19 protein-coding genes and 1 pseudogene are annotated in these 17662 nt (G+C 35.8%); 5 read left to right on the top strand and 15 right to left on the bottom strand.

Annotated elements, in window-relative coordinates; translation table 11 throughout:
- Window positions 1-39 precede the first annotated feature (39 nt).
- Entirely contained in the window at window positions 40-534 is a 495-nt protein-coding gene (locus HZR84_00580; protein ID QNL20505.1) for a hypothetical protein, read from the top strand.
- 2 nt (window positions 535-536) lie between these two features.
- Here the strand turns inward: HZR84_00580 and HZR84_00575 are convergent, their stop codons facing one another.
- Complete coding sequence (locus HZR84_00575; protein QNL20504.1) at window positions 537-1028, bottom strand: hypothetical protein; 492 nt, start codon at window positions 1026-1028, stop codon at window positions 537-539.
- A 2-nt stretch (window positions 1029-1030) separates the two neighbouring features.
- Entirely contained in the window at window positions 1031-1516 is a 486-nt protein-coding gene (locus tag HZR84_00570) for an acyl-CoA thioesterase (protein QNL20503.1), read from the bottom strand.
- An 85-nt stretch (window positions 1517-1601) separates the two neighbouring features.
- Between HZR84_00570 and HZR84_00565 the strand changes: the two genes are divergently transcribed.
- Window positions 1602-2927: a VWA domain-containing protein gene (locus tag HZR84_00565; protein ID QNL20502.1), complete on the top strand. Its 1326-nt coding sequence runs from the start codon at window positions 1602-1604 to the stop codon at window positions 2925-2927.
- Between the two features lie 68 nt (window positions 2928-2995).
- On the opposite strand, the gene HZR84_00560 is transcribed toward HZR84_00565, so the two are convergent.
- A complete protein-coding gene (locus HZR84_00560; protein QNL20501.1) occupies window positions 2996-4216 on the bottom strand; it encodes a succinylglutamate desuccinylase/aspartoacylase family protein in 1221 nt (406 codons plus the stop codon).
- A gap of 224 nt (window positions 4217-4440) precedes the next feature.
- On the opposite strand from HZR84_00560, the gene HZR84_00555 reads away from it, so the two are divergent.
- Window positions 4441-6261 (top strand): glycosyltransferase, encoded by a 1821-nt coding sequence (locus tag HZR84_00555; protein QNL20500.1) that lies wholly within the window; start codon window positions 4441-4443, stop codon window positions 6259-6261.
- Here HZR84_00555 and HZR84_00550 read toward each other — a convergent pair.
- On the bottom strand, window positions 6237-6572 hold the full coding sequence (locus tag HZR84_00550; GenBank protein QNL20499.1) for a hypothetical protein: 336 nt from the start codon (window positions 6570-6572) through the stop codon (window positions 6237-6239). The genes HZR84_00555 and HZR84_00550 overlap by 25 nt on opposite strands.
- Before the next feature lie 2 nt (window positions 6573-6574).
- Window positions 6575-7351 (bottom strand): alpha/beta hydrolase, encoded by a 777-nt coding sequence (locus tag HZR84_00545; GenBank protein QNL20498.1) that lies wholly within the window; start codon window positions 7349-7351, stop codon window positions 6575-6577.
- A gap of 23 nt (window positions 7352-7374) precedes the next feature.
- Here HZR84_00545 and HZR84_00540 point away from each other — a divergent pair, with 23 nt between their 5' ends.
- Window positions 7375-8190 (top strand): SDR family NAD(P)-dependent oxidoreductase, encoded by an 816-nt coding sequence (locus HZR84_00540; GenBank protein QNL20497.1) that lies wholly within the window; start codon window positions 7375-7377, stop codon window positions 8188-8190.
- On the opposite strand, the gene HZR84_00535 is transcribed toward HZR84_00540, so the two are convergent.
- The 3 genes from HZR84_00535 to HZR84_00525 all read right to left on the bottom strand — a co-directional run bounded on the left by HZR84_00535 (window position 8170) and on the right by HZR84_00525 (window position 11007).
- A complete protein-coding gene (locus HZR84_00535; GenBank protein QNL20496.1) occupies window positions 8170-8802 on the bottom strand; it encodes a carotenoid biosynthesis protein in 633 nt (210 codons plus the stop codon). The genes HZR84_00540 and HZR84_00535 overlap by 21 nt on opposite strands.
- Window positions 8799-10256, bottom strand: a complete 1458-nt coding sequence (gene crtI / locus HZR84_00530) for a phytoene desaturase (protein QNL20495.1) — start codon at window positions 10254-10256, stop codon at window positions 8799-8801. Before crtI ends, HZR84_00535 begins: the two co-directional genes overlap by 4 nt.
- A gap of 100 nt (window positions 10257-10356) precedes the next feature.
- A complete protein-coding gene (locus tag HZR84_00525) occupies window positions 10357-11007 on the bottom strand; it encodes a YceI family protein (protein ID QNL20494.1) in 651 nt (216 codons plus the stop codon).
- Between the two features lie 364 nt (window positions 11008-11371).
- Here HZR84_00525 and HZR84_00520 point away from each other — a divergent pair, with 364 nt between their 5' ends.
- Window positions 11372-12469 carry a glycosyltransferase family 4 protein gene (locus HZR84_00520; protein QNL20493.1) on the top strand — a complete coding sequence of 366 codons (1098 nt, stop codon included), beginning with the start codon at window positions 11372-11374 and terminating at the stop codon, window positions 12467-12469.
- Here the strand turns inward: HZR84_00520 and map are convergent.
- From map to HZR84_00485, 7 genes and pseudogenes are all read right to left on the bottom strand, one after another.
- The gene (map, locus tag HZR84_00515; protein QNL20492.1) at window positions 12466-13254 is read right to left on the bottom strand and encodes a type I methionyl aminopeptidase; all 789 of its coding nucleotides are present in this window, start codon (window positions 13252-13254) and stop codon (window positions 12466-12468) included. The two genes, HZR84_00520 and map, sit on opposite strands and share 4 nt — an antisense overlap.
- A gap of 28 nt (window positions 13255-13282) precedes the next feature.
- Complete coding sequence (locus HZR84_00510; protein ID QNL23147.1) at window positions 13283-14278, bottom strand: amidohydrolase family protein; 996 nt, start codon at window positions 14276-14278, stop codon at window positions 13283-13285.
- A 144-nt stretch (window positions 14279-14422) separates the two neighbouring features.
- Complete coding sequence (locus HZR84_00505) at window positions 14423-14836, bottom strand: DUF1801 domain-containing protein (protein ID QNL20491.1); 414 nt, start codon at window positions 14834-14836, stop codon at window positions 14423-14425.
- Between the two features lie 138 nt (window positions 14837-14974).
- Complete coding sequence (locus tag HZR84_00500) at window positions 14975-15298, bottom strand: hypothetical protein (protein ID QNL20490.1); 324 nt, start codon at window positions 15296-15298, stop codon at window positions 14975-14977.
- Window positions 15299-15388: 90 nt separating this feature from the next.
- On the bottom strand, window positions 15389-15913 hold the full coding sequence (locus tag HZR84_00495) for a DinB family protein (protein ID QNL20489.1): 525 nt from the start codon (window positions 15911-15913) through the stop codon (window positions 15389-15391).
- A gap of 40 nt (window positions 15914-15953) precedes the next feature.
- Window positions 15954-16970 (bottom strand): annotated as a pseudogene (gene arsB, locus HZR84_00490) (ACR3 family arsenite efflux transporter).
- A gap of 20 nt (window positions 16971-16990) precedes the next feature.
- Window positions 16991-17617 carry a protein-tyrosine-phosphatase gene (locus tag HZR84_00485; GenBank protein QNL23146.1) on the bottom strand — a complete coding sequence of 209 codons (627 nt, stop codon included), beginning with the start codon at window positions 17615-17617 and terminating at the stop codon, window positions 16991-16993.
- Window positions 17618-17662: the final 45 nt, after the last annotated feature.

The following is a 17662-nucleotide window of genomic DNA, read 5'->3' as shown; positions in this document are numbered from 1 at the left end:
TATCTCATGCTTTGTTATTTTTAAAAGAGATTTTTTTCCATGACCAGTATTCGAATTCGTCCGCGTTTTAAAAAGCAGTTTAATCTTAAAGTCGAAAAGGTAGAAGAGATCATTAAAAAGGAATTAAATTCTAGAGGAATATTTACTGCGAGTCTGGATAGCGGACATTTCACAATTCGAATTAAGCCCGAAGACCGGCATTTTTGGTCGCCTCAGTTGAGCTTGAGTTTCGAAGAGAACAATGGTAAAACATTGATAAGAGGTTTATATGGACCGGCCCCAAATGTCTGGACAATATTTCTATTAAGCTATCTCGCAATTGGTGTATTATCTTTGTTTGCCTTGTTTCTTGGACTTTCTTATTGGATGCTGGGTCAGGATGTCAAAATACTTTGGGCCATGCCGGTATTGGGTATTATAGCAATCATAGTCTACCTTATAGCCCAATTTGGCCAAAAATTAGGGGCGGAACAAACATTCAGATTGCATCAGTTTATCGAATCCTGTTTTCATGATCATATAGAAATTGAATAACATTAATTGCTTTTTCTGACATATTTAAAAAGGCCTTTGCTCTTTCTTTCTCCTTCCATGTCAAGAATAAGATGAATGCTTAGGGTGTCATTGTTTACTTCAATTGTAAATGCATCGAAATAAGCTGAATTTTCTTCAATACCGACTAATTTAAATTCTTTGTATTCAGTTTTTTCTTCTCTTCCAATCAGGTTTCTGTCGAAATGCTTAATTTTTAAGGAAAGGCTTCCATCTATTTCAGAAATGGTCATGAATTCATAAAGATCTATTTCTTCATTGCTCATTCGATACATTCCCATCATTTGATTTCCTTTTGGATCAGCCCATATCTCTTCAATGTCAGATTTGCCAATAGCACCAATCCAATGGCCACATAGCCATTTCATTTGTTCAATTTTGGCAGAGCCAGGTTTTGAACTTTCTAAAAATTTTATTTCCTGCGCTGATGCTAAAGATGCAATGGCGATACCGAAAAGCACTAAAATTGACTTCATAATTAATCCATTAATTCATTTTTATAAATAAAAGGCTGCATCTCTTCGTCGATATTTTTTCTGAGCTCCATGAGTTTTACCGCATGGTGTTCATGAGCTTTTTCATCTTCTGTTTTGGGCTCCCATTTTGGTACGGGTACAGGTTGTCCTTTGTCGTTTACAGCAACAAAGACAATTATACAATGTGTGGTTTTGATAAATTTCGAAGCGTCAATTGGTTTGGAAAATACATCGACGGCGATGTGCATGCTCGAAGTACCTGTCAAAATTATCCGCGCATCCACCTGGACAATTTCTCCTATTCGAATGGGTTGAATAAAACGAATACCCCCTACATATACCGTTACGCAATAACCTGAGCACCAATTGGATGCACAGGCATAGGCCGCCTGATCAATCCATTTCATAACCGTACCTCCATGGACTTTGCCACCAAAATTCACATCAGACGGTTCTGATAAAAAACGAAAAGTGATCTCTGATTTCATACTTTTAAATACGTTACATTTATTAAGAAATTCAATTTTTAAAAGTGAATTCGCTTATTTTGTGCTCAAATTAATCTAACAAGCAATGAAATACCTTTATAACTTAATCATTACAGTTGTTATAGCATTATTTCTAATCTCTTGCGGGGGAAATGATACCGAAGATCCGGGCCCACCTGAAAACCCATCCGTACATAAACCGAGCTATTACAATCACGAACTTACGCCACCTAATAAAGTTAATGTTATTTTTCAATTAAGCGATGATGGCTCAGTACCCTTGCCAGGGCTTCTTCCTCAGGATGTCATGGTAATGGAGGATGGTGAATCTTTGAATTCTGAAGAATATAATTTTAGCATGGCTTCAGAATTTGATTATGAATTTTCACCTTATGTTACGCTTTTAATAGATGTTAATCTCGATAATGAAACCATTTTAACGGATTTAATTGAAGCTGGAAAAGCAGTTATTGGAGAGCTTCCTGCAGGTTCCAGTGTGCAGGTGTACACCTATTCAGTGGATGTCTCCGGTTATTCCGGGTTTGACACGGACCTGGCTGCAGTGGCAGCGAATTTAGACAATATTGAATTGGGAGATGAAGGCTCAAACTTATTGGAAGCTGTTGAATTTGGAATGAATGCATTAAAGGATTCACTGACTTTTGGAGCAAACCGACTTGCTCCAGGCTTTGTGATTGCCATAGCAGCCAATGCAGATACTGAAGGACGTTCCAGCGTAGAAGATATCAATGAAATTAGTGAAAATATTCGATTATATTCTTTATCCCTGGGTACAGCTGCGGATTCATCTTTACAGGATATTGTAAATAGAAGAGGTTTCGTTGCACTTGATCCTGCGGAATTTGATGCCAAAATAAGTGAAATTGGAGCTCAGATAGATTTGCTCGAAAGCAGTTTTTATGTCTTCAATTATGAATCTGACAAGGAAGGATCAGAAGAAGTAAATGTAACCATGTCAACAGCAAGATCTGAAGCAGAAGACAATATAATTTTCACATATGAACCTGGTTTGTTTTTTAATCCCGATAGTTTTGAAATTAAAACAGATATTTTGAGAGTTGTATTGACAGGAGAGTCGAGAAACGGCAGTGTTATTGTAAGAAAGGATATAAGAAATGACTCGGTGGATTTTCAATTGTTCTCGGGTTTTAATGCCAGCGATTATGATATAATATTTACAGATAAAGATCCGGCAATATTCAATGACTGGGTTAACCTTAATAATGATCCGGATAAAATTAAAATCAGAATAAATAGTTCAGAATTTGTACTTGATGAGGGCTTTCAAAGCACCTACCTTGAATCTGAGATTTGGGATAAAAAATACATGGTTATTAGAGACGATCGCAACAGAAAGGATTTAAGTTACATACAAATGACTTTGCAGTAATTGAAAAAAGCTGTTTAATAGTGCGCTTGCCGGAACCATTTTCAACAGGGATTTAGGCAAGGGCTTTTTTAATGTTCGCCTGCTTTAAATGATGCTACATTCATAAAGAATTCCTCTTTTGAGGGTGGATTATCATCGTATTTAATTCTGCTAACGTAGAGTTGATCGTCAATTACTCTCTCTTTGCGATAACCCAATAAGTGGAATAGTTGTAATGCAAAAGCAAAAGCAATGCTTTTATCTACTTTAAAATGTTGTTCATCGTGATCATACTCGTTGACTCCGGGCAAATAATGGATATAATTATCAATATTTCTGTGTCGCAGCCATTTTGATATTTTCATCCAAATTGGTTTGATTTTTCTAATTAAGAAATAGCCATCCTGACCTTTATTCTGATAGAGCGGCATAAACATTATGTCCTTGTGAGGAGCGAAAATATCACCTCTGTTATTTTTGGCTATTTTCTGATTGTTTTCAATTGGCTGAAAGCTTTGAAATCCGGGATACATTTCAAATTGATCTCCAATTTCGACAGGGTATCTGAATGTAACCTCATAAAAACCCTCTTTTCCTTTTGAAGCATTCTTTAAAATATCTCTGTGTTTTTGCAATGACTTAACTGCATTTCGCTGAATACAGCCAAGTTTATATAACATATACCAGATAAAGGATTCGTGATAATCAATGGTTTCTTTTTCATCGTGTTGCCCCGCCTCAAATAAAACTGCCGGCAAACCCATATCATTTAATATTCCATTGAGTGTTCCTTCAATTTGTTCCTGCAAACCCAATATGATTGGAACAGGCAAGCCCTTAACAATACTTCGATTATATATGGAATCGTTAATGGCTGCAAAGGGAAGGCTGGGGGCAGAGGTGCTGTGAAGGTCAAAAAAAATGCAAGGCTCCGAAGCGTCTTGCATAGTTTCAAGTATGGTATTCAAAAGTGCATCTCTCTCTGAATCTTCAGCAGTTTCGATTGTAGAATCAGAGGCTTTTCTGCGCATATATCTATACCAGTTTCTGTTCATGTCTTCTTCGAGAAATCGCTCACTGCTGCTTATGGCTTTTAAATTTCCCCTGAATCCGTGAATCTGACCTTTAAATTGAAGATTTCTTGTTTCAAGAACTTTTAGTACTCGCTGAAATGCAGTAATTCCTGCGGGTTCATTGCCATGTAAACCTCCAAGTATCATTATAGTCGGGCCATCGGAACCATAAAAGGAGCCAATTCTTCTTTGTATCTGAATGTTCTCCAACTTAACGGACTCCTCTAGGTTTTGCATTGTGTAAAAATCGTAAAAAGTAGTGTGCTTGCAAATTTGAGATATGAACTAAAACTCTTTTATGATTTTGCTCATAATTTATTAAGTGCTATTTCTATTTTTTCAGTAATTATTAGACAGCATAATGACTTTGGAACATTTTTTTCCTGAGAAATTATAAATTTCATTATTTCCAAAGCCTTTTTAAGCCTAATATATTATCTTTCGATTGATCAATTAATGATATGGCAAAGAAGAATACAAAACTCGAAGATTCCATTCTTATTGAATGCGCATGGGAAGTATGTAACCAGGTAGGAGGAATATATACGGTGATCCGTTCTAAAGTTCCGGCAATGATCGAAAAATGGGGCGACAATTATTGCTTGTTGGGTCCATTGGAAAATTCTAATATAAGTGCAGAATTTGACCCTATTTCTGATTTAAGTGACCCGATAGGCAAAGCTGTTGAAAAAATGAGAAATATGGGTTATGATGTATGGTACGGAAGGTGGTTGGTTACCGGTAGGCCAAAAGTTGTTCTCCTGAATCCCGAAAATGTTTTCAACAGACTCGAAACTCTTCAAAAACATTTGCATGAAGATTTTAAGCTTGATGTAATAGTAGAACATGATCTTTTGGAAAAAATGATCATGTGGTACGACCTAAACAGAACTTTCATTACAGTACTATGCAAGGATATCCTGAAAGGCAAATCAGACCTTATTGCTCATTTTCACGAGTGGATGTCTTGTCTTCCAATATTAGATATCAAAGCAAAAGGCCTGAAATGCAGAACGGTGTTTACAACCCATGCGACAATGCTCGGTAGATATCTGGCCATGAATGATGCAAATTTCTATGAGAAATTGCCTAAATACAATTGGGAAAAAGAGGCCAAGCATTACAATATCTTACCCATGGTGCAAATTGAAAGAGCGGCGGCTGATAAAGCGGATTCCTTTACAACTGTAAGTCAATTGACCGCCATTGAATGCGTTTCTCTATTGGGAAAGAAACCGGATACCATTACGCCCAATGGTCTAAATATTAAGCGATTTGCCGCCTATCATGAGGTGCAAAATCTTCATCAGAAATTCAAGGAAGAAATACATCAGTTTGTGATAGGGCATTTTTTCCATTCTTATGATTTTGATTTGGAAGACACCCTCTATTTTTTCACTTCGGGAAGATATGAATACAAAAATAAAGGTTTTGATCTTACGCTGGATGCATTGAATTTACTCAATAGCATGATGCTCAAAGAAAAGATTAAAACAAGCGTTGTGATGTTTTTTATTACAAAACAACCTACCTGGTCTATCAATCCGGATGTCTTGCAAAGCAGGGGTGTCATGGAGGAGATTCGCAATAATTGTGAGGCCATCCAGCGTCAATTGGGGCAAAGGCTTTTTTATGCCGCCGCTAAATCCAAAAATGAGCATAAATTACCCGATTTAAATAACCTTATTGACGATTACTGGAAGCTGAGATATAGAAGGACCATTCAATCATGGAAGACCGATAAATGGCCAATCATTGTTACCCATAACCTCGTCAATGATCTGGATGATGAGATTTTAAATTATTTGAGACAAAATCAGTTGGTCAACAGTCCATTGGACAGGGTTAAAATGGTTTATCATCCCGACTTTATTAGTTCTACCAATCCACTTTTTGGCATAGATTACGGTGATTTTGTAAGAGGATGTCATTTAGGGATATTTCCAAGTTATTATGAACCCTGGGGTTATACACCATTAGAATGTATTGCACGAGGAGTTCCTGCGGTTACCTCAGACCTTTCAGGTTTTGGTGATTATGTAAGTACTCTCGACAAAGAACATGAAGACAAAGGGATTTTTGTTTTAAAACGCTACAAGAAAACATACGAAAGAGCGGTGCAGGATCTTGCAAAATTCATGTTGCATTTTGTTAAATCTACCAGAAGGTATAGAATGATTCAAAGAAATAAATCCGAGGATTTTTCAGAAAATTTTGATTGGAAAGCTCTGCGTTCCGAATATGAAAAGTCTTATTCTTATGCCTTAAAATCAAAATCCTGATCGGGGTTCCATTCCTCTAAAAAGTTTCTGATTTTATCCAGGCCAATGATCAAGGGAATAGGATCAAATTGCTCGTCGGCATAAAAGCATGGACAACTTGATTCCTGATATGGCCAAATACCCTCACCGGGTATAATCATGTATTTGTGATTTGGGCTTTTTTCAACATATTCCAAATTTAACAGGTGAAGAATTTTATCTAGGAATTCGTTTTCACAATGAATAACAAAAAAGGCCTCTTCCTTAAATTGTTCAAGAATTTTATCTGCGAGTTTGATTTCAACCTTTAAAAATTGTTCTTCCTTTTTCACTGCTATTGGATGCTATTCATTATAAACTCAAAAACAATCTGATTGTATTGTTGTGGATTTTCAATATTGCAAATATGTCCACTTTTTGGCATTACTTTTAATTGAGAACCACTATATAAACTGCAAAAGTCACGTGCTGGTTTTAAAAACAAATGATCTTCTTCCCCCATAACTACAAGAACTGCTTTATTCTGCTTACTAAAATCAAGTTGTGACACAGTTTCGCGAAATTTAGCGTATAAATTTAACCATCTTAAATATTCTCTCCGGACCAATTTTTGAGAGGCCTTAATGAATATCTTTCTCGAAAGATTATGATTCTTCCTTGGCATTACGATATAGGCGAAGACTTTATAAAGAAAAGGATAAGGAAAGATTTTTGCGAGTAGATAGGCCGATTTACTAAAATAATGTATTTGCCAATTGATCTTGTAGATTCCTCCGGTACCGATTAAAGAACTCACTTTGTGCGGGTACAAATCGCAATAACTGTGAATGATAAGCGAACCAATAGAAAGACCAATAAAATGTGCCCTTTCAATGTTATGATGTATCATTAATTCATTAATATCTTCGGCTATGCTTTTAAAAGTATAAGCTTTTTCAATTTCCTGACTTTTTGAATTGCCATGACCTTTTAAATCAATCAAAAGCAGATTGAAGTGGTTTTGAAAGAAGGGAATTTGAAATTTCCATGTAGAGATGTTTCCACCGGCACCATGAATAAAAACAATCCATTGTTTATTTGGGTCTAAGAGATGTGTTTCTGAATATAACAAGTATTAATAAAATTGTTATGACAATGACTTTAACAAATAATGACAGCAAGAGTTTAGAAATGGACAAAAGGGTATTGATAACCGGTGCAAGTTCAGGTCTGGGCAAGGAGTTGGCTCTTTTATATGCTCAAAAAAACAGGAGTCTATTATTGGTTGCCCGAAGCAAAAAGAAGCTGGAAAAAATTTCAATGGACATTGGCAAAAGGTATAATGTGAAAGTGGCCTTTATAGTGATGGATCTTGGCAAAAGTGATTCCGCCTATGAGCTTTTCAAATATTGCCAGAAATCAAATTTTCAAATTGATCTCTTGATCAATAATGCAGGTTTTGCATACCGGGGTGAGTTTTTAAAAGAGGAGATAGAGAATATAAGCGAGATGCTTTATTTAATGGTGCTTAACACAGCATTATTAACCAGATTGTTCGGACATGAAATGCAGAAAAAATCTGAAGGGAAAATAGTGCAAATCTCTTCAACAGCTGCTTTTCAGGCCGGTCCATATATGGCCGTATATTTCGCAGCCAAATCTTTTTTACTTTTATTGAGCGAAGCTATTCAATTCGAAACTAAATATCCCAAAATTCAAATAGCCTGTCCCGGAGCTTTTCATTCAAATTTTGAAAAGCGATCGAAAATGCAAGACAATATTTTTTTTAAACGAAGAGGCCTTCCGGATGCAGCGGAAATGGCCAAAAAGATGTTCAACTTTGCCGCGTCCAACAAGTCAATTTATGTCCCCGGATTTCGCAATAATGTGATTTTACTTTTAATACGATTCTTCCCAAGGAAAGTAGTTCATTGGGTTATTTCCATTTTCTTATCTAAGAAAAAGATTTAGAATCAAAAAGAAGCTTATAAAAATGATATAAACAGGAATGCCAATCTTGTTTTTCTTATTGTAAGTCCCTTGCCAGTAAATTATCTGTAGGGCAAATCCCGTAATGAACCAACCCAAATAATTTTTAAGAGGGATAATATTGTTTTCCCATTGCCAAAATTTAAGCAAGTCTGATATAGGCTCAATCCAAAGATCAATGAAAAGCATTAGTACGGTAGATAATAAAGCTTTGAGGATTAAAGGAATTTGAGATTTTCTAAAAAATGAAGCAGAAGCAATAGTTAATATCCACCAATTGATCCCTATTATGGGCGGAGTCTCCCAAATTTTTGGACCTAGACTGTCCATGTATTGATAATTTCCAAAAAATAAACCTGTATTCACACCAATCACTTCAACGATATAGGCGACCAAAACAATTAAAATGGAGTTGATAATAAATGAATTGTTTTTCTCCTGTTGATTTAAAAAGATCAGATATGCCGTTATTAAAAGATTGACAGGTGTAAGTGGAAGGATATATCTTGAATATCCAAGAAAAAAAGTGGCAAGAGCTACAAGGTGGAGAATAATAATAATCCCTATTGAATATTTTGCGGTAGAGTTTTTCATTTAATCAATTCGGATACAATTTTCCCGGAAAGTAAACATAATGGTATTCCTCCTCCAGGATGAACACTTCCTCCACAAAAATAGAGACCTTTTATTTTTTGACTGAAATTGGGGTGTCTTAAAAATGCAGAGAATTTAGTATTTGAACTAGTCCCATACAATGAGCCTTGATAAGAAGAGGTTTTTGATTCGATGCTCCTTGGGTCCAGGAGGGATTCATTCACGATGTACTCTTCTATTTTTGTATTCAGAATATTATTTAATTTATCAAGAATGTTTCTTCTTGACTTTTCAATCATTTGATCCCAATTCTGTCCGGTGTTCGCAGGGGCATTGATCATGACAAACCAATTTTCTGATCCTTTAGGTGCATCATTTGGGTTGTATTTTGAGCTGATATTTATATAAACGGTGGGGTCAGTATATAGCTCTTTTTTTCCAAACAGGTAATCAAATTCCTTTTTGTAGTTTCCGGAAAACAATATATTGTGGAGGTCCAATTCAGGAAATTCCTTTTTTACGCCCCAATAGAATATCAGTGCAGAACTAGAGCGTTCTTGTTTTAATATTTTCTCTGGATCTTTTTGACCTTTTAAAAGCTTCTTGTAAGTAGGATATATATCTGCATTTGAAACAACATAGTCAAATGACTCTTCTTTTCCATTAATTTTTATGCCTTGTACTTTGTTCTTATCCACTAAAATAGTCTCCACTTCAGTGTTGAAATGAAAGTTTACTCCTAGATCCTTTGAAAGTTTTACCAATGCCAACGTGATTTGATGCATTCCGCCAACAGGAAAATAGGTGCCTATGTTGTGTTCCAGGTGTGGAATGATATTTAATACTCCCGGGGCCTTGTAAGGGTTGGAACCATTATATGTTGCAAAGCGATCGAATAATTGCACTAGTCTTGGATCTTTAAATCGATTGCTGTTTACTTCATGCATGCTCACATTCAAATGGAGCCTAAAAACGTTCAGTAAGGCTTCTAAAACATCTTTGGTGAAATAGTTTCTCAATTTATGAAGTGATCTCTCCATAAATAACGCATGTGTTTTTTCATATAAGAAGGCACTCTTATTTAAATGATCAATCACACTTTTAGCATCCGTACCTGTTTTTTCCTGAACCTCTTTGGCAAATCTATTTTGATCACTGTACGCGATCAATCTGGTTTTATCATCAAAGAAATAATGACAGCTTTTTTCTATTTTCTTAAAGTTGTAATAATCTCTGGGATTTTTTCCCGCATCGTAAAAAACAGCATCCAGGTGTTCGGGTAAGGTAAAAAGGGAGGGACCCGCATCAAATCTGAATTTCCCCTGTTCAAAGGCACTAAGCTTTCCACCTGGATAACTATTTGAATCGTAGATATGAACCTCATGACCTTTTGCAGCCAATCTTGCGCCGGAAGCCAAACCGGCTACGCCTGATCCTATAACTGCGATTTTCATAAGGCCCAAATCAATGTCAAAATATAACTTATAATTATTAGGTATAGATATAAAAAAAGGCGAACTAAATAGTTCGCCTTTTAAAAAAAATATTTTGAGATTAATTCGATGCTATCAATTTAATGTCCAATTGGATATCTTCGGAGAGCACTTTGTCGGCAACGGGCATTTCAAATGATACATCATAATTCATCCTGTTGAATGACATGGTACCTCTTACCACTCTTCTTCCTTCTTCTTCGCTAAAAGTAATGTTTTCAACCGTTTCGGAATTGCTTTTACCTCGAATTGTAAGCGTGCCGATTGCAGTATTTCCTTCTACACTCTCTATCGTAAAGCTCGCTGTTGGGAATGAGTCGACAGCAAAGAAATCAGGAGATGATAAATGACCAACCAGTTTTTCCTGAGTTTGGCCTTCCTCTGGATTAAAGTTTTCATCAGTAGGAGTGATGCTTGTTAAATCCACCACAAAACTTCCTCCTGATATTTGCCCATTTTCCATCATCAAAGTGGCTTCACTTACATTAACTGTTCCTTCGTGGGCATATATTCCCAACATTTCACCTCTCCACCTAACTTTACTGTCTTCCGCGGATACTACAAAGTCGTCGATTGAAGCATTATCAGCTTCTGTCTCCATGTTTTCTTCAGTTGATGTTTCAGCTTCAGAGCTTTCCTGACTTCCTGAGCAAGCTACCATAAATAGGGTAGCTGTAAATAAAATAGCTGTTAAGAATTTGTTAGTTTTCATATTTGGTGCATTTGGTTTTAATTCGTTTCAATATTTAGAATTACTCATTGATATAAAAAGATATTTCAATAAATAACAAAAGTTTAACATTCAAAATAGTATTCTGTTTTCTTAAAGACAAAATTTGGTCTATTCTAAGATTAAAAAACAAGAGCTGATGTAATAAAATTCATCGATTTGATAGAAAATTTATAAAAATCTAGTCAGAGTAAATCCCTTCTGAATACTTTATTTTATCAAGAGGTAAAAATCGATGTTTTCAAAAACCAAATTGGAGTTGTGTTGAATATTTTAAAATAAGAAGTGGTCCTGAAACAAAGATTCTTTATATCTGAACTATCCTTATAACTTTGCCTAAAAAGGCATGCCTCCAAAAGTTTTAGTAATTAGCAATTACAATGATCCGGTTGTCACCCGACCGGAAGCTGAGATATTTATAGGCTTAAAGAAAGAAGGTCTTGAAATTGAGGTTATAAGCAAGGGCGATACTGATTATGGCAAGAAATTCCTGCAAAATGGCATCAAAGTATATGATAGGCTCATATCTAAGAAATACGATAAGGAGGAAATCAATTTTATAAAAGAAATTTTAAAAGAAGGAAAACACGATGTCCTTCAACTCTTCAATGGAGCAGCCATTGTCAATGGCATTCAGGCCGCTAAAAATCTTGATGTGTCAGTAGTGCTTTACAGAGGATTTTCAGGTCATATTCATTGGTGGGATCCATCGGCTTATACCAAGTTTTTACATCCACGTGCAGATAAAATAATTTGTAATTCTATTGGTGTCGAGGAAATTTTTAATCGTCAGCTTTTTTTTAATTCTGACAAGGCGATTACAATTAATAAAGGTCATAATTTAGATTGGTATAAGGATGTTAAGGCATTTTCAAGAAATGACCTGGGTATTGCGGATTCGAGTTTGGCTATCGCCTGTGTGGCCAATAACAGGCCAATGAAGGGGGTTAAATACATAATGGAGGCCATCACCAAATTGCCTGCTGAAATTGATATCGATTTATTTCTAATTGGCAAAGGATTGGACGATACTCAGTTCAAAAATATAATTAAGGGACACCCCAATGAGTGCAAAGTTCATTTTATGGGTTTCAGAAAGGATGCTTTAAGAATTGTGGCTGCTTGTGATGCTTTCATTATGGCTTCCACCAAAGGGGAATCGATTACCAAGGCAGTGCTGGAGGCAATGTCACTAGGCCTGGCACCTATTATAAGTGATATTGCCGGCAATAGAGAGTTGGTGGTTCAAAATGAAAACGGATTAATTTTTCCCTCAAGGAATTCCAATAAACTTTCTGAATGCATTCAAAAAATGGAATCTGACAGGGTTGCAACCAAACTAATGGGGAAGAAGTCAAAGGAGAGAATCGAAGGATTATTGAACATTAATACGACCATTTCCAAATACAGGAAATTGTATGAGGAACTGAGCAATAAAAATTAAGAAAGAATTTTCGTTAAAGCCTGATCCACATATTCAAAGGTTGATAAAACTTCTGGATGTCCGTTGACAATAGCTACATCATGTTCAAAATGGGCTGATGGCATTTTATCAGCTGTGGTGATCGTCCAGCCATCTGAATGTTGAACTATGTTTTTTGTGCCCATATTTATCATAGGTTCGATGGCGAGCACCATTCCATTTTTTAATTTAGGTCCTTTTCCGCGTTTTCCATAATTAGGCACTTCAGGTTTTTCATGCAATTGACGCCCCAAACCATGCCCAACCAATTCACGAACGACACCATAGCCATGACTCTCGGCATAATGCTGGATTGCAAAACTAATGTCTCCAATTCTATTACCGGCTTTGCACTGCTCAATTCCCTTGTCAAGTGAATCTCTGGTTACTCTTAGTAATTTTTTTGTGGCTTCATCAACTTCACCTACTTCGAAAGTAAATGCATGATCACCATAAAAACCATTCATTAATACACCACAATCCACTGAAATAATATCCCCGTCTTCAAGTGGCTTTTTAGTGGGAATCCCATGAACAACCTGCTCATTGCTCGACATACAAAGGGTATTGGGAAAATCATACAAACCCAGAAATGCCGGTTTCCCTCCATGATCTCTAATAAATTCTTCAGCCATGGCATCCAGCTCTAAAGGAGAAATCCCGGGGCGAATTTTTTCGGCAATAAGGCCCAATGTTTTGGAAACCAATCTTGCACTCATTCGCATAAGTTCTATTTCTTCGGAAGTTTTTATGGGGATTGAAAGCATCGCGCAAAATTAAGAATTTCGCAGCAATTCATTCAAACCGTTTTGCAGGGATATTAAGCCAGGATAAAATGGATTTATTAAATATATCTTCAACAATTTTAATATCTAGATCCATATCCTCGACGAATTTACCTATTTCCAAATCACCCAATGGAAAAGGGTAATCGGAGCCAAGGCAAACTTTTTCAGAACCTTGCATATCGAGAACATAGTTGAGCATTTTTGGATCATGTGTAATACAATCAACCCAAAACTTTCCAATATACTCTCTTGGATTTACAGGATTATCTAAAGCTACCAGATCCGGTCGACAATTAAATCCATGTTCTATTCTGCCAATTGTAGGCAGGAATGAGCCTCCTGCATGTGCAAAACACACTCTCAATTTGGGCAGTTTCTCAAAAATCCCACTAAAAATCATAGAACATATGGCTCTTGAAGTTTCAGCAGGCATTCCGACGAGCCAGGGCAACCAATATTCTTCCATATCATCTTTACCCATCATATCCCAGGGGTGAACCAGAATAGCCATGCCTAGATCTTGTGCAGCTTCGAAAATTGGGAAAAGTTCTTCTTCGGATAGGTTTGTATTATTAATGTTGGAGCCAATCTGTACACCTGGAAACTCACATTCATTTTTACATCTTTCCAATTCCTGAATGGCCAATTCCGTGTCCTGCATAGGAATTGTACCTAAGCCAATATAATTTTTGGGATATTTAGCCTGTACTTTCGCGATATCATCATTTAAAAATTTTGAGACTTCCAATCCGTCTTTTGGTTTGGCCCAATAGGAAAACATGACAGGGATTGTACAAACCACTTGTACCTGTGTATTGAACTGTGCGTATTCTTCTATTCGTATTTCAGGGTCCCAGCAATTTTCCTTTATTTCTCTAAAAAACTTTGTGCCGGACATCATTCTGGCAAAACCTTTTTTGTGATGATCAAGGGTGATAAAATTTCCATAACCAAATTTTCCTTTAAAATCAGGTAGCTGTTTTGGAAAAATATGGCTGTGCATGTCAATCTTGAGCATAGGTCGAGCTTTATCGCTAAGCTAATAAATATTAGAAATAAGGATATTTTATTGAATTAAAAATGATTGTTCAAAATCAATTTAACAGAAAATAAGCTTTAATAAGAAATACCGCTACTTGAGGCCCTGTTAAAAAACTTTTTCCCCTGGTAATTCAGAAGCCAGCTTAATCCATTTTTTTAATTGCTGTTCATCTAAATTATCATTTTCATAAATCCGAAAATATCTGACGTAATCCACTTTTGAAGCAATAGGTGGAATTGGTTTCAACTCTGTCCCTTTAAAAAAGGTTACAGAAACATATTTATTAGTACAATTGTAGGCAATGAACCAACCCTTACCCTCAATTCCATAAAAAGGGGTATTCCATCGCACGGCTTTTTTAACTTTTGGGACCACCTTCTCAATCAACTGATCAAGATAATGACCTATCTTACTTTTCCAATCCGGCATTGCGGCAATGTAATCCTGAACGGGTTGATCTCCATCGCCCTTTGGAATTTGGGGATTTCCACCGCTTAGCAATTTTGGTTTTTCATTCATTTTTCAGGTATTCAAATCATTAGAATTTAATACTAAATTATCATAAAGGGAATAATTAAATGCACCAGTATCGCCAGTGATGTTCAAACCATAAAAGGCTTGTTTTTTTTCTAATTTTCAATGTTTTAATTCTCAATTTTATTTTGGATCCAGGCTCATTACATAATCATAGCTTTCATTTAGGTATTCGGCCACTCTGCTAATGTCCTTTAACATTTCCTGGGGGACTAGTACATAACCCTGCATAATTGAATTATAGGATCTAAAATGGCTACTGCTCCACTCATGTATATATTTTTTTTGAACATCTTTTGAAAATCGAATTCCGATTTCACCTTCTTTGTTGAGTTGGGAAAACATATGTCCGTTTGCGGAAGTGTATGGGCTGTTTTTGCCCTTTCGCTCAAAACGAGGACATTTTGCAATTATCTTCTCATAAATTTTTAATTGTTCTTCCCACATAAATTTATAATTCAGGATGTTTTTAAAACGAATTTCATCCTATTTATTTTATCTAATAATTTAAAATACTGCCAAGGAATATCCTTTATTTCAAGCATTTAGAATTCTTAAATATTTGACCCAGGGACCTACTTCATTTTTGTATTGCTTGGCCATGACTCTGGAGATTTGTGCAATATGCCCAAGGTCATGAGCCACCCATGTGGCGATGAGTTCTGCAAGTGTAACTGATCCAAAATCCGGGTGGATGCCCTTTATTTTGAGTTGAAATTCTGTAATATTTAATGATTTCAATTCCTTAATATTATTTTCCCTCAAATGCTTGAATTCAGAAAGTAATTCAGATAGGGTTCTGTTTTGGTTTTCCTTGAATTGAGCAAATCGGTCAAAAGGAGTAAATTTTTTGTTCCCGGAATCCTTTAAGATGATTTTTACTCTGTCCATCCAATCTGTTTTCTCACCGTGAATCAAATGCCCGAGGATATCATAAGGACTCCAGGTGTCCGGACCTTCATTATTTCTAATCCAATCTTCAGACAAACCGGAGAGATAGGATTTTAGTGTTTGTGGTGTGTTTTGAAGGATTTCTATTGATTTCTTTAAAGAGAATTCCATTTTTTTTAACAATAAATTTAAGTATTCGCAGACTTATTTTTTAGTAAAACTTTATCCTCAACCAAAACGAAACTCGAACCAATAGAATTAGTGTTGGCACTTCAACAAGTGGCCCAATGACAACAGCGAATGCCTGCCTGGAATTTAAACCAAATACTTCAATGGCTACCGCTATGGCCAATTCGAAATTATTTCCAGCAGATGTAAAAGCCACAGAAGCGGTTTTATTGTATTCAATTCCGCTAGCTTTTGTAATAAAAAAACCAATGATAAACATCAAAGTAAAATAGATCAACAAAGGAATCGCTATTAAAACTACATCATATGGAATTTCAACAATCAGTTCGCCTTTCAGGGTAAACATTATGATGATTGTAAAAAGAAAAGCAATCAATGTTAATGGAGAAATAGCCAGTATAAATTTTCCTGTATACCTATCTTCTCTTTTTAACCTTATCAAATATGTGTCTGCTTAAATTCCCATCAAAAATGGAATCTCCAAAAAAATGGTTACACTTTCAGCAATTGTAATTATTGAAATATCTACTATGGCACCATCGAATCCAAAATAGGGTGGAAGAATCGTAATAAAAATCCATGCATAAAAACTATAAGCAAATACCTGAAAGATACTATTTAGTGCAACAAGGCCTGCACCTTATTCGCTGCTTCCTTCGGCGAGATCATTCCAGACCAGTACCATGGCAATGCATCATGCCAAACCAATAAGAACCAAACCCACCATATACTCCGGATTATCACTGAGAAAGATGATTGCCAATATTAACATCAGTAACGGGCCTAAAATTCAATTGAGAAATAGGGAAATTGACAATAGCTTTAAATTTCTAAAAACCTTTGGTAATAGCGTGTAATTGACTTTGGCCAATGGCGAGTACATCATTAAAATCAATCCAAATGCAATGGTTATGTTAGTTGTGCCGCTGTTAAAGGAATTAATAATTTCCGGAAATGTCGGAAAAAAATAACCAATACCAACTCCGCAAACCATGGCTACAAAAATCCACAAGGTTAGATTATTATCTAGAAACCCCATTTTTTTGTTATCGCTGATGATTAAATTTTAGAGAATAGAAAGTACATCTCATTTGCAATTTGAAGACTTCTTTCCAGATATTTCTCATATTCTTCAGGGCTATTATCAAATTCTTTTGGATCATGATAGGTAATGGGAATTCTAAATTCTGAACCTGCAACAAAAGGACAACCGTCATCGGCCTGTGAGCAGGTCATTACGGCAGCAAAATGAGATTTAGGATTAAAAACATCTTCGAATTTTTTAGAATAAGCAATTACGGGGTGCTCATTTTCAGAAAACTTTATACTGTAAACGGGATTTTGGCCATCCGACAGTTTTTTAATTTCATAGCCTGTATTTTTTAAAGTCTCAATTACTCTTGGATAAACAGATGTAGATTCAGTACCGCCGGAATAGCAGCTAATTTTATCAATGTTAAAATGAAAGGCCATAGTCTGCGCCCAAACCTGAGCCAAATGGCTCCTTCTGGAGTTATGAGTACAAATAAAATTCAGATTTATTCTTAGTCCCTTAGCTCTTTTGCTTTGGATATATGCTATTAGTTTATCCAGTAAGTTCTTTCGTTCTTTTGGGATTGAATTCGTATCTAATTCTGAGATGAATTTCTCTATTCCCCTGTATAAATTGCTATTTGCCACTTTTATAAATTTTATCTGCTTATACCTTATTTAAATTGTGTAATCGCTTAA

Source organism: Hyphobacterium sp. CCMP332, from assembly GCA_014323545.1.
GTDB lineage: Bacteria > Bacteroidota > Bacteroidia > Cytophagales > CCMP332 > CCMP332.
The sequence above is the reverse complement of the archived record's forward strand: the minus strand, read 5'-3'. Positions and strand labels throughout refer to the sequence as shown.